The following is a 12,200-nucleotide window of genomic DNA, read 5'->3' on the forward strand; positions in this document are numbered from 1 at the left end:
GTGGCTCGCAATGACGGCGTGGAAGTAGTCGAATTCTACTCCGCCGCCTGCTTGGTCTCGTTGAGATAGGCCTGGTAGGCGAGCTTGATGCCGTCCTCGAGCGAAGTCGTGGCGCGCCAACCGAGCTTGGCGAGCCGGCTGACGTCGAGCAGCTTGCGCGGCGTACCGTCCGGGCGCGAGGTGTCGAAGCTGATCTCACCGCGATAGCCGACGGTAGCAGCGACCACGCGGGCGAATTCGGCGATGGTGATGTCCTCGCCGGTGCCGATATTGACCAGCTCCGGCGAGGAATAGGTCTTCATCAGGTGGATGCAGGCGTCGGCGAGATCGTCGACATAGAGGAATTCACGGCGCGGCGTGCCGGTGCCCCACACCACGACGCTGCCTGCACCGGAGACCTTGGCCTCGTGGAAACGGCGGATCAGCGCGGCGACGACGTGGCTGTATTCGGGATGATAATTGTCGCCGGGACCGTAGAGATTGGTCGGCATCACGCTGATGAAATCGGCGCCATACTGGCTGCGATAGGCCTCGGCCATCTTGATGCCGGCGATCTTGGCGATGGCATAGGGCTCGTTGGTAGGCTCCAGCGGGCCGGTCAGCATCGAATCCTCGCGCAGCGGCTGCGGCGCCAGGCGCGGATAGATGCAGGAGGAGCCGAAGAACATCAGCTTCTCGCACCCGTTGCCATGGGCCGCCTGGATCACGTTGCTCGAGATCGCCAGATTGTCGTAGAGGAATTCCGCCCGCAGCGTGTTGTTGGCGACGATGCCGCCGACCTTGGCGGCGGCGAGGAACACCGCCTGCGGCCGCTTCGAGGCAAACCAGGCGTTGACCGCGGCCTGGTCGCGCAAATCGACCTCGCCGCGCGACACCGTCAGCAGATCGGCCTGTTCGCGCGCCAGCCGGCGCATCAGCGCCGAGCCGACCATGCCGCGATGGCCGGCGACGAAGACCGTCTTGCCCTTCAGTTCAAACGCCGTGCTTGCCATTGGCCGCATCCTGCCTGGCCTCGACGAGATCGCTGGCGACCATTTCCTTCACCAGTTGCGCGAACGGCGTCTTCGGCGCCCAGCCGAGCTTGGCGCGCGCCTTGCTGGCGTCGCCGATCAGAAGATCGACCTCGGTCGGACGGAAATAGACCGGATCGATCTGCACCAGGGTGTGGCCGGTCGCCTTGTCGACACCCACCTCTTCGACGCCCTTGCCGCGCCATTCGATGCCGCGGCCGACCTCGGCGAACGCCAGCTCGACGAATTCGCGGACCGAGCGCGTCTCGCCGGTCGCGAGCACGAAGTCGCCGGGCTCGTCCGCCTGCAGGATCTTGTGCATGCCCTCGACATAGTCGCGGGCGTGGCCCCAGTCGCGCTTGGCATCGAGATTGCCGAGATAGAGCTTGCTCTCCAGGCCGACCTCGATGCGAGCGACGGCGCGGGTGATCTTGCGCGTCACGAAGGTCTCGCCGCGGATCGGGCTTTCGTGGTTGAACAGGATGCCGTTGCTGGCGAACATGCCGTAGGCCTCACGGTAGTTCACCGTGATCCAGTAGCCATACAGCTTGGCGACGCCATAGGGCGAACGCGGATAGAACGGCGTGGTCTCCTTCTGCGGCACCTCCTGCACGAGCCCGTACAGCTCCGAGGTCGATGCCTGGTAGAACCGGGTCTCCTTTTCCATGCCGAGGATGCGGATCGCCTCCAGCAGGCGCAGCACGCCGATGGCGTCGGCGTTGGCGGTGTATTCCGGGCTCTCGAAACTGACCTGGACGTGGCTCTGGGCGGCGAGATTGTAGATCTCGGTCGGCCGGATCTGCTGCATCAACCGGATCAGATTGGTCGAATCGGTCATGTCGCCGTAGTGCATCAGGAACGGCACGTTGCCGGCATGCGGATCCTGGTAGAGATGGTCGACGCGCGCGGTGTTGAACGAGGACGAGCGGCGCTTGATCCCGTGCACGGTATAGCCGAGGCCGAGCAGATATTCGGCGAGGTACGCGCCGTCCTGCCCGGTGATGCCGGTGATCAGCGCAACGCGCCGCTTTGAGTCCTGAGCCGCCGAATCCTTAACCGCCATGTCATCTCCAGAGAGCGCGAAACCGCGCGGTCCCGACGAGGCCGGTCTGTAGCATCCGGCCTGCTTCAAGTCTAATGGCTTAATCGTTTGAAATCAGGACTTTAAGGCATGATCCGGAAAAGTGCGTAGCGGCTTTCCGAAAAGATCATGCCCAAACAAGAAGCTAAAGCGCGATCGATCTCATCGCGCTTTAGAGCCTCGAAAAGTGGCGTGGTTCGGCCCCGAGCCGGTCACTCCCCGTAATGGCGCAGCCGGTCGAGCTCGATGATCGTCACCCCGCCATATTCGAGCCGCAGCAGGCCCTCGCGCTCGAGCCGTTTCAGGCATTGGTTGGCGTTCTGCCGGGAGATACCCGACAGCGCCCCGATCTCCTCCTGGGTGATCTCCAGATGCAAGGTGAGCTCGGGGTAGAGAATCGGATTGAACAGCGAGGCGATCGAGCGCGCCAGCCGCGCGGTGGCGTCCAGCGTGCGGCCATATTCGAGCAGCGCGATAAACTGGCCGAGTCGTTCGTTGAGCTGTCCCACCAGGAAGCGGTTGAAGCCGACGCTGTTCTCGAACAGCCAGACGAAGGTCCGGCGATCCATCATCGCCAGGCGCGTGTCGCGCAGCGCGACCACGTCGTAGCGCCGCAGCTCGTTCTTGAGCACGGTACCCTCGCCGAACCAGGCGCCGGCGGTGAGGCCTGCGAAGCTCGCGGCCTTGCCGCCGCGCGAGACGATGCCCATCCGCGCCAGCCCGGTGACGATGCCGGTCCAGTACTGGAAATTGTCGCCGCGCATGAAGATGAATTCGTTGGCGCGGTAGGACTTCTCGGAAATGCCGGCGCGCGCGATCTCGATCTCTTGCTCGCTCAGTTCGCGCGACCAGGCCGCGATGCGCTTGAGGTATTCAGCAGCAATCATTCTGGCGACGGCATCCCACCCCAAAGACACTCGATATTGCACCGCAGCAACGCCGTGCGCGAAGCCAGGAACCCGCTTCCTGCAATGCCAGCGAAAATTCCTGACCAATTGTCGGGCACATGACAATTCAACCTATCGCTTTCTCGTATTCAGAGCCACCTCGCCTAACGCCGCGCGCAGCGCCTTGATGGATCACTGACCGCGGACGACGCGAGAGACGGGCTTGCAGGCGGGGTGCGGCGTTACCGCGCATGACGCAGGCGATCGGGGCGAGCGATGCTCCCGAACGCCGGCTTCATTAGTCGGATGGTCTCCCTCCGGCGGCCCATGTAAGATCGAAGTGTAAGATCCAAGCAGGATCGAAGCGAAGATAAAGAGCGCGCCAAAGCGCCCCTATCTGGAGGGAACAGGGTGGCCAACAGTCTCGAGGTGCGCGGAGTCTCATTGCGCTTTGGCGGCGTCCGCGCGCTGACCGAAGTCAGCTTCGGCGTCAACGAGGGCGAGTTGTTCTCCATCATCGGCCCGAACGGCGCCGGCAAGACCTCGATCGTCAACTGCATCTCCGGCCGCTACCGGCCGACCGAAGGCCAGCTGTTCTATCGCGGCCAGGACATCACCGGCCTCACCCCGAACGCACGGCCCCGTCTCGGCATCGGCCGGACCTTCCAGAATCTCGCGCTGTTCCACCATATGAGCGTGCTCGACAACATCATGGTCGGCCGCCATCACCTCTTGAAGAACAACTTCATCACGGGATCGCTGTACTGGCTGACCGGCGCGCGCCGCGAGGAGCTGGAGCACCGCCGCAAGGTCGAGGAGATCATCGACTTCCTCGATCTGCAGTCGGTGCGCAAGGCGACCGCCGGCACCCTGCCCTACGGCTTGCGCAAGCGCGTCGAGCTCGCCCGCGCGATGGCGCTGGAGCCGCAACTGATCCTGCTCGACGAGCCGATGGCCGGCATGAACTTCGAAGAGAAGGAAGACATGGCGCGCTACATCGTCGATCTCAACGAAGAGTTCGGCATGACCGTCATGATGATCGAGCACGACATGGGCGTCGTGATGGACATCTCCCACCGCGTCATGGTGCTGGATTTCGGCCGCAAGATCGCCGAGGGCGATCCGGCCGCCGTGCTGGCCGATCCCCATGTCAAGCGCGCCTATCTCGGCGAAGAGGACGAGGTGCTGGTCGATCCCGACGACAAGCCGGCGGTGCGGGAGAGCGCGGCATGATGGACTATGCCGGTCGCGCCGCGCAGGCCGACACCTTTCCCAAGATGCTGCGTCTCAACGCCAGGGAGCACGGCGGCGAGATCGCGCTGCGCGAGAAGAATCTTGGGCTGTGGCGCGAATTCACCTGGAACGACTACCAGACCCGCAGCCATGATTTCGCGCTCGGCATGGTCGAGCTCGGGCTCGGCCGCGGCGATGTGATCGGCATCATCGGCGACAACCGGCCGGACTGGGTCGCGGCCGAGATCGCGGCCCACGCGATCGGCGCGATGAGCCTCGGCCTCTACCGCGACGTGCTGGATGAGGAAGCTTCCTATCTCCTGACCTATGGCGAGGCCAAGCTGGTGTTCGCCGAGGACGAGGAGCAGGTCGACAAGCTGCTCGGCCTTGCCGACCGCGTGCCCAATCTCAAGCACATCGTCTATTCCGACCCGCGCGGCATGCGGAAATACGACGATCCGCGGCTGATGGAGGCGAGCAAGCTCGTCGCACTGGGCCGCGACCGCGCCGCGCGCGAGCCCGGGCTGTACGACCGGCTGGTCGATGCCACACGCGGTGAGGACGTCGCGATCCTCTGCACGACCTCGGGCACGACCGCCAATCCGAAGCTTGCGATGCTCTCGGCCGGCCGCGTGCTGCGACACTGCGCGACCTATCTCGCCTTCGATCCGAAGGGGCCGGACGACGAGTACGTCTCGGTGCTGCCGCTGCCCTGGATCATGGAACAGATCTACGCGCTGGGCAAAGCGCTGCTCTCCCGGATGAAGGTCAACTTCGTCGAAGAGCCCGACACCATGATGAACGACTTCCGCGAGATCGCGCCGACCTTCGTGCTGTTCGCGCCGCGGGTCTGGGAATCGATCGCGGCCGACGTCCGCGCCGGCGTGATGGACGCCTCGCCGTTCAAGCAGCGGCTCTACGACCTCGGCATGAAGACCGGGCTTGCGGCGCTCGCCGAAGGCAAGCGCTCTGTCTTCGCCGACCAGGTCCTGTTCCGTGCACTGCGCGACCGGCTCGGCTTCACGCGGCTGCGCTCGGCGGCAACCGGCGGCGCGGCGCTCGGGCCGGATACCTTCAAGTTCTTCCAGGCGATGGGCGTGCCGCTGCGCACGCTGTACGGCCAGACCGAGCTGCTCGGCGCCTACACGCTGCATCCCGAAGGCAAGGTCGATCCCGACACCACCGGCGTTCCGATGGCCGATAACATCGAGATCCGCATCGACAATGCCGACGTCAACGGCGTCGGCGAGATCGTGGTGCGGCATCCCAACATGTTCCACGGCTACTACAAGAACCCCGAAGCATCGGTCGCCGACATCAAGGACGGCTGGATGCGTTCGGGCGACGCCGGCTACTACAACGACAACCGGCAGCTTGTCGTGATCGACCGCATCAAGGACCTCGCCGAGACCTCGCGCGGCGAGCGCTTCTCGCCGCAATTCATCGAGAACAAGCTGAAGTTCTCGCCCTACGTCGCCGAGGCGGTCGTGCTCGGCGCCGGCCGCGACGCGCTCGCCGCGATGATCTGCATCCGCTATTCGATCATCTCGAAATGGGCGGAGAAGAACCGGATCTCGTTCACGACCTATACCGACCTGTCCTCGCGGCCCGAGGTCTACGCCCTGCTGAAGAAAGAGGTCGAGACGGTCAACGCCACGTTGCCGCCCGCGCAACGCATCTCGCGCTTCCTGCTGCTCTACAAGGAGCTCGATGCCGACGACGGCGAACTGACGCGGACCCGAAAGGTCCGCCGTGGCGTCATCAACGAGAAATACGCCGACATCATCGAAGCGATCTACCGCGGCAAGGCCAACATCCCCGTCGACACCGTGATCCGCTTCCAGGACGGCACCACACAGCGCGTCCGCACCACGCTCGAGGTCGTCGATCTCGGCCGCGCCGTCATCGCGGAGGCCGCGGAATGACACATCCAACGGCACGGACCGGCTTTCACCTCGCCCCGCTTGCGGGGAGAGGTCGGATCGCATCAGCGATCCGGGTGAGGGGGAGTCTCCCCGAGGGCGGTGACAATCGTTTCGAGGACACCGGCCAAATTGCCGGAGACCTCGTTGTTCCAAAACCGCAGAACACGATAATTGTGGTCGACGAGCCATTTGTCGCGAACAGCGTCGGGTTGACTGTCGGCGTGTTGCCCGCCGTCCACTTCAATCACGAGACGGCGTTCTCGACAGATAAAGTCGACGGTATAGGGTCCAATCGGTTCCTGTCTTACGAACTTGTGGCCATTCAGCCTGCGGGCACGAAGGCAGTACCAGAGCGTTCCTTCAGCATCTGTCGAAGCGTTTCGCAGCCTCCTTGCGCGTTTGATCTTGGACTCATCGGCACCGCGCATGCGGAGGCTCCCCCTCACCCGTCGCGCTTCGCGCGCCGGCCTCTCCCCGCAAGCGGGGCGAGGCGAACGGTTCAGTGTAGCACATGAACATCCAGTTCCTGATCCAGCTGATCGTCAATGGCCTCGTGGTCGGCACGCTGTACGGCGTGGTCGCGATGTCGTTCGTGCTGATCTACAAGGCGACGCAGGTCGTGAACTTCGCACAGGGCGAATTGCTGCTGGTCGGCGCCTGGGTGTGCTGGGCGCTGCTGACGAAGTATCAGGTGCCGTTCTGGGTCGGCATGCCGATCACGCTGGTGTTCATGTTCATCTTCGGCATCGCGATCCAGGTCGTGATCCTGCGGCCGATGATCGGCGAACCGATCATCTCGGTGATTATGGTGACGATCGGGCTCTCGACCGTGTTCCAGGCCGCGCTGAAGTGGATTTTCGGCGTCAACCCGCAGCCGTTCCCGCAGATATTCCAGAGCCAGTCAGTCAGCCTGTTCGGGCTGCAGATCCAGACCGTCTATGTCATGAGCCTCGTGGTCTCGCTCGCGATGATGGTCGGCATGGCCTGGTTCTTCCGTGCCTCCAAATACGGCCTCGCGATGCGCGCCACCGCCTTCAACCAGCAGGTCGCGCAGTCGCTCGGCATCTCCGTGAAGAGAGTGTTCGCGATGGCCTGGGCGATCTCGGCCACGGTCTCGGCGGTCGCCGGTGTCGTGGTCGCCGTGGTCAACGGCGTGTCGTCCGGCCTCTCCGCCTACGGCATCAAGGTGTTTCCGGCCGCGATCCTCGGCGGGCTCGACTCGGTCGGCGGCGCCGTGCTCGGCGGCATCATCATCGGGCTCCTGGAAAACGTCGCCCAGTATGTCGACAGCGAGTATCTGCACTGGGGCAATCTGTACGAGATCGCGCCGTTCTACGTCCTGATCATCATCCTGATGATCAAGCCGTACGGGCTGTTCGGCACCAAAGACATCGAGCGGGTCTGATCAATGGCAACGAGCACCCTCATCCCGTCGGGCGATTTCCGCACCAGCTACGCGGCCGACACCACGATCTTCCCGACCGCGACCAGCCGCAATTTCGCGATTCTGGGCATCGCGCTCGCCTGCTTGGCGCCGATGCTGCTGTCCAACTACCTGCTCTCGATTGCGATCCAGATCGGCATCTTCGCGATCGCGGCCCTCGGTCTCAACGTGCTGGTCGGCTTCACCGGCCAGATCTCGATCGGCCACGCCGCGTTCTTCCTGTTCGGCGCCTTCACCTCGGCCTACATCTCCAACAACGCGCCGATTCCGGTGTTCTTCGCGATTCCCCTCGCCGGTGTGATCACGGCGCTGGTCGGCCTGGTGTTCGGCGTGCCGGCGGCACGGCTGAAGGGGCTCTACCTCGTCATCGCAACGCTCGCGGCGCAATACATCCTGCTCGACTTCTTCTCGCGCGCCGACTGGTTCTCGGGCGGCTCGGTGCCGGCCAGCGCCAACCCGTTCTCGATCTTCGGCTATACGCTGCGCGGCGACCGGCAGTATTTCTACGTCGTGCTCGCCTACATGGTAATCAGCTATCTGCTGGTCACCAATTTGATGCGCACCCGCGACGGCCGCGCGCTGGTTGCGATCCGCGATCACTATCTCTCCGCCGAGATCATGGGCATCAACCTGACCAAGTACCGGACGCTGTCGTTCGGACTGGCCGCCTTCTTCGCCGGCATCGCGGGCGCGCTCTACGCGCATTATCAGCTGGTGGTCTCCCAGGAAGGCTTTGGCATCGAACGCTCGGTGCTGTTCCTGGCGATGGTCATCATCGGCGGCACCGGCTCAGTGATGGGCACGCTAATGGGCACGGCCTTCGTGGTGCTGCTGCCGGAATCGATGGAATGGCTGAGCGCCTGGCTGAAGGGTAGCGCCATCGACAAGGCGCTGCAGCTCAACAACAACATCACCTTCCTGCGCGAGATCGCGATCGGCCTGATCATCATCGGCTTTTTGATGTTCGAGCCGGACGGCCTCGCGCATCGCTGGCGGCAGATCAAGGCCTACTGGAAGCTCTATCCGTTCTCGCACTGAGGCTTGAAGCAACTCAAATTCTGTTCAACGAATAAAAGCAGGAGGAAACAACAATGACGATTAGATCCCTTTTGAGCTCGGTCTCGCTTGCGCTGCTGATCAGCAGCGCGGCCGCCACCGCGCAGGCGCAGATCGCCATCGGCCATCTGCAGGACCTCTCGGGCGGCACCTCCGACGTCGGTACGCCCTACGGCCAGGGCGTCGCCGACACCTTTGCCTGGGTCAACAAGAACGGCGGCGTCGGCGGCAAGCAGCTCAGCGTCGACAGCAACGACTATGGCTACCAGGTGCCGCGCGCGATCGCGCTGTACAAGAAGTGGTCGGCGTCCGACGCCAAGGTCGCGGCGATCATGGGCTGGGGCACGGCTGATACCGAGGCGCTGACCGGCTTCCTCGCCCAGGACAAGATCCCCGACATGTCGGGCTCCTACGCCGCCGCACTGACCGATCCCGAAGGCACCAGCGGCAAGGCCAAGCCCGCGCCGTACAATTTCTTCTACGGCCCGAGCTACTCCGATGCGCTGCGCGCCGAGCTGACCTGGGCGGCCGAGGACTGGAAAGCCAAGGGCAAGCCCGGCAAGCCCAAATTCGTCCACATGGGCGCCAACCATCCCTATCCGAACGCGCCGAAGGCGGCCGGTGAAGCGCTCGCCACCGAGCTCGGCTTCGAGGTGCTGCCGCCGCTGGTGTTCGCGCTGTCGCCCGGCGACTACTCGGCGCAGTGCCTGAGCCTGAAGAGCTCCGGCGCCAATTACGCCTATCTCGGCAACACCGCGGCTTCTAACATCTCGGTCATGAAGGCCTGCAAGACCGCAGGCGTCGACGTCCAGTTCCTCAGCAACGTGTGGGGCATGGACGAGAATGCCGCCAAGACTGCCGGCGATGCCGCCGACGGCGTGATCTTCCCGCTGCGCACGGCGGTCGGCTGGGGCGGCAATGCGCCCGGCATGAAGACGGTGATGGAAATCTCGAAGATGTCCGATCCGTCGGGCAAGGTCTATCGCCCGGTGCACTACATCGCCGCGGTCTGCAGCGCGCTCTACATGAAGGAAGCGCTGGATTGGGCCGCCAAGAACGGCGGAGCCACCGGCGAGAACGTCGCCAAGGGCTTCTACCAGAAGAAGGACTGGGTGCCGGCCGGCATGGACGGCGTCTGCAATCCCTCGAACTGGACCGAGAAGGATCATCGCCCGACGACGAAGGTCGACCTCTATCGCGCCAAGGTTTCCGGCGCGACCGATGGCGACATCAACGACCTGATGGGCAAGGGCACGATCAAGCTCGAGAAGGTGAAGACCGTCGAACTGCCGCGCAAGCCGGAATGGTTTGGCTGGTGAGGCCGTAACCGATCGCGCTCACGAATCGTCATGCGCGGGCTCGACCCGCGCATCCATCAAGACAAATCGTCCTTCCGATCGATGGATTGCCGGGTCAAGCCCGGCAATGACATCGAGGGGTGAACCAGAACCATGAACGAAACCCTCGAAACGACCCGCCCGGTGCCGACGGCCGTCCCGCCGCCGCCACTGCTCAGCGTCAACAATATCGAGGTCGTCTATGACGACGTCATTCTGGTGCTGCGCGGCCTCAGCCTCGAGGTGCCGAAGGGCGCGATCGTGGCGCTGCTCGGCGCCAACGGCGCCGGCAAGTCGACCACGCTGAAGGCGATCTCCGGCCTGCTCAAGACCGAGGACGGCGAAGTCACCCGCGGCGAGATCCTGTTCGAGGGCCAGCGCATCAACGGCATCGATCCCGACAAGATCGTCCGCCGCGGCATCTTCCAGGTGATGGAAGGCCGCCGCATCATTGCCGACATGACGTCGCTGGAGAATTTGCGGCTCGGCGCCTTCACCCGGCGCGACGGCGAGGTTTCGGCCGATATCGACATGGTGTTCAAATATTTCCCCCGACTGAAGGAGCGCACCGGCCTCGCCGGCTATCTCTCCGGCGGCGAGCAGCAGATGCTCGCGATCGGCCGCGCGCTGATGGCGCGCCCGAAGATGATCCTGATGGACGAGCCGTCGATGGGACTGTCGCCGCTGCTGGTCAAGGAAGTGTTCGCGATCATCAAGGAGATCAACCGCGATCTCGGGGTCACGATCCTGCTGGTCGAGCAGAACGCCCGCGCCGCGCTGTCGGTCGCGAGCCATGGCTACATCATGGAACAGGGCAAGGTGGTGCTCGACGGCTCCGCCGACGAGCTGCGCGACAACGAGGACGTCAAGGAATTCTACCTCGGCGGCGCCGGCGACCAACGCAAGAGCTTCAAGAACCTGAAGAGCTTCAAGCGGCGCAAGCGCTGGCTGTGAGGATATCGGGCGTTTTCGGGCGGAGTTGCGTGTGCAGAAAACGCGTCAGACCAGGAAGGCGGTTCTATCCGAGCACCTGCTCGGCCTCAGTGACCGCGCAGAGAACATGGTAGAACGACGACGCCGGGATTGCGGCGACCAGCGAATTTCCGTCGCGGTCGAACTGGTCGTACCAGCCGCCGGCCACGGGATGGCTGAGATAGTGGCGCTCCAGCAGCACCAGCGCCGCGCGCGCTTCGTCCGCCGCGCCGGCTTCCCCCGACTCCGCCTGCGCGATCCAGGCCTTCGCCAGCTCGCTCTGCGGCCACAGCCGCCTGCTGTGGCGGCGGATGTTGCCCTCGGTATCGCCCTCGTCGATCAGGCAGCCGGTGGCGTCGCGGTAGCGCAGCGCAGAGGCCAACAGCTCGCCCCGCGGGCGCCCGGTGGGACAGCCGGTGATCCGTTCAAATCCCTTCAGCAGCCAGACCCATTCCGCGAGGTGCCCGGGCTCGACGCTGACCGGCGGGATCCTCGACCAGTCCTCCTCGAAATATTCGCCGAGCGTGTGGGTCTGCTTGTCGTAGAGGTTGGCGAGGAACAGCGCGAAGAAATCGCCGGCGCGGTTCTGGAACGACAGATCGTGGGTCGCGTCGAAGCAGGCGATCATCGCCTCGAACAGATGCATTTGCGGGTTCTGCCGGCGCGGCATCGACGGCGGCAGGCCTTCCTGGAAGCCGCCATGCGGCGAGCGCAGCTGGGTGTCGAGGAACGACAGCAGCGCGTCGATCTCGCCGCGAATCTGGGCGTCCTGGTCGAGGCCGTAGGCGGTCGCCAGCGCGAGCAGCACGAAGGCATGGCCGTAGGTGTCGCGCAGCGGATTGTGCACGCCGCCGTCCGGCATCAGGCTGAACACGAAGCCCGGCCGGCCATCCGGTGCCTTGGCCTTGGCCAGCAGGTAGTCCAGCCCCTTCAGCGCGACCGCGCGGCCCTCGGGATACCAGCCCAGCTGGGCCGCCTTGGCGTAGCAATAGATCTGGCGCGCCTGCACAAGCAGGCGGCGCGGCGCGGCGTTGTCGGCTGTCCCATCCTGATGCAGCCGGTCGACAAAGCCGCCGGCCGTGCCGTCCCAGCCGACCGTCGACCACAGCGGCAAGGCGTGGTCGATGATGCGGCGCTTCAACCTCGCGACGACGTCGGCGGCCCCGTCCGCCGCAACGCTCTCTGCCTCAGCCATCGTGCTCCCTGGAACCGTCCCAATGTCAGCGGTCACCGTTTGATAGCACGGGCGGACGGG

At 64.5% G+C, this 12,200-nt stretch carries 11 protein-coding genes; 6 read left to right on the plus strand and 5 right to left on the minus strand.

The annotated features are described in order from the left end of the window. Positions 1–35: 35 nt before the first annotated feature. From fcl to ACOIX3_RS27240, 3 genes are all read right to left on the minus strand, one after another. Positions 36–992 carry a GDP-L-fucose synthase gene (gene fcl, locus ACOIX3_RS27230; RefSeq protein ID WP_420965074.1) on the minus strand — a complete coding sequence of 319 codons (957 nt, stop codon included), beginning with the start codon at positions 990–992 and terminating at the stop codon, positions 36–38. Continuing rightward, entirely contained in the window at positions 973–2,073 is a 1,101-nt protein-coding gene (gmd, locus tag ACOIX3_RS27235) for a GDP-mannose 4,6-dehydratase (protein ID WP_420965075.1), read from the minus strand. The genes fcl and gmd overlap by 20 nt, the downstream gene beginning before the upstream one ends. Before the next feature lie 230 nt (positions 2,074–2,303). Beyond that, on the minus strand, positions 2,304–2,978 hold the full coding sequence (locus ACOIX3_RS27240; protein WP_420965076.1) for a Crp/Fnr family transcriptional regulator: 675 nt from the start codon (positions 2,976–2,978) through the stop codon (positions 2,304–2,306). A gap of 411 nt (positions 2,979–3,389) precedes the next feature. Here ACOIX3_RS27240 and ACOIX3_RS27245 point away from each other — a divergent pair, with 411 nt between their 5' ends. Next, positions 3,390–4,211: an ABC transporter ATP-binding protein gene (locus tag ACOIX3_RS27245; RefSeq protein ID WP_106328397.1), complete on the plus strand. Its 822-nt coding sequence runs from the start codon at positions 3,390–3,392 to the stop codon at positions 4,209–4,211. Beyond that, the gene (locus ACOIX3_RS27250) at positions 4,208–6,136 is read left to right on the plus strand and encodes a long-chain fatty acid--CoA ligase (protein WP_420965077.1); all 1,929 of its coding nucleotides are present in this window, start codon (positions 4,208–4,210) and stop codon (positions 6,134–6,136) included. The genes ACOIX3_RS27245 and ACOIX3_RS27250 overlap by 4 nt, the downstream gene beginning before the upstream one ends. 62 nt (positions 6,137–6,198) lie before the next feature. On the opposite strand, the gene ACOIX3_RS27255 is transcribed toward ACOIX3_RS27250, so the two are convergent. After that, entirely contained in the window at positions 6,199–6,564 is a 366-nt protein-coding gene (locus tag ACOIX3_RS27255) for an endonuclease domain-containing protein (protein WP_420965078.1), read from the minus strand. 83 nt (positions 6,565–6,647) lie between these two features. On the opposite strand from ACOIX3_RS27255, the gene ACOIX3_RS27260 reads away from it, so the two are divergent. The 4 genes from ACOIX3_RS27260 to ACOIX3_RS27275 all read left to right on the plus strand — a co-directional run bounded on the left by ACOIX3_RS27260 (position 6,648) and on the right by ACOIX3_RS27275 (position 10,927). Continuing rightward, a complete protein-coding gene (locus ACOIX3_RS27260; RefSeq protein WP_420965079.1) occupies positions 6,648–7,541 on the plus strand; it encodes a branched-chain amino acid ABC transporter permease in 894 nt (297 codons plus the stop codon). Positions 7,542–7,544: 3 nt separating this feature from the next. Continuing rightward, positions 7,545–8,618 carry a branched-chain amino acid ABC transporter permease gene (locus tag ACOIX3_RS27265; protein WP_420965080.1) on the plus strand — a complete coding sequence of 358 codons (1,074 nt, stop codon included), beginning with the start codon at positions 7,545–7,547 and terminating at the stop codon, positions 8,616–8,618. A gap of 53 nt (positions 8,619–8,671) precedes the next feature. Continuing rightward, positions 8,672–9,955 (plus strand): ABC transporter substrate-binding protein, encoded by a 1,284-nt coding sequence (locus ACOIX3_RS27270; RefSeq protein WP_420965081.1) that lies wholly within the window; start codon positions 8,672–8,674, stop codon positions 9,953–9,955. Between the two features lie 132 nt (positions 9,956–10,087). Continuing rightward, complete coding sequence (locus ACOIX3_RS27275; protein WP_420965082.1) at positions 10,088–10,927, plus strand: ABC transporter ATP-binding protein; 840 nt, start codon at positions 10,088–10,090, stop codon at positions 10,925–10,927. 64 nt (positions 10,928–10,991) lie between these two features. On the opposite strand, the gene ACOIX3_RS27280 is transcribed toward ACOIX3_RS27275, so the two are convergent. Beyond that, on the minus strand, positions 10,992–12,140 hold the full coding sequence (locus ACOIX3_RS27280) for an AGE family epimerase/isomerase (protein WP_420965084.1): 1,149 nt from the start codon (positions 12,138–12,140) through the stop codon (positions 10,992–10,994). Positions 12,141–12,200 lie beyond the last annotated feature (60 nt).

Origin of the sequence: Bradyrhizobium sp. B120 (assembly GCF_049075665.1) — a bacterium.
Classification (GTDB): domain Bacteria; phylum Pseudomonadota; class Alphaproteobacteria; order Rhizobiales; family Xanthobacteraceae; genus Bradyrhizobium.

Coding starts and splice junctions, on each gene's coding strand:
- fcl (WP_420965074.1), bottom strand. CDS start 992: ATGGCAAGCACGGCGTTTGAACTGAAGGGCAAGACGGTCTTCGTCGCC.
- gmd (WP_420965075.1), bottom strand. CDS start 2,073: ATGGCGGTTAAGGATTCGGCGGCTCAGGACTCAAAGCGGCGCGTTGCG.
- ACOIX3_RS27240 (WP_420965076.1), bottom strand. CDS start 2,978: ATGATTGCTGCTGAATACCTCAAGCGCATCGCGGCCTGGTCGCGCGAA.
- ACOIX3_RS27250 (WP_420965077.1), top strand. CDS start 4,208: ATGATGGACTATGCCGGTCGCGCCGCGCAGGCCGACACCTTTCCCAAG.
- ACOIX3_RS27255 (WP_420965078.1), bottom strand. CDS start 6,564: ATGCGCGGTGCCGATGAGTCCAAGATCAAACGCGCAAGGAGGCTGCGA.
- ACOIX3_RS27260 (WP_420965079.1), top strand. CDS start 6,648: ATGAACATCCAGTTCCTGATCCAGCTGATCGTCAATGGCCTCGTGGTC.
- ACOIX3_RS27265 (WP_420965080.1), top strand. CDS start 7,545: ATGGCAACGAGCACCCTCATCCCGTCGGGCGATTTCCGCACCAGCTAC.
- ACOIX3_RS27270 (WP_420965081.1), top strand. CDS start 8,672: ATGACGATTAGATCCCTTTTGAGCTCGGTCTCGCTTGCGCTGCTGATC.
- ACOIX3_RS27275 (WP_420965082.1), top strand. CDS start 10,088: ATGAACGAAACCCTCGAAACGACCCGCCCGGTGCCGACGGCCGTCCCG.
- ACOIX3_RS27280 (WP_420965084.1), bottom strand. CDS start 12,140: ATGGCTGAGGCAGAGAGCGTTGCGGCGGACGGGGCCGCCGACGTCGTC.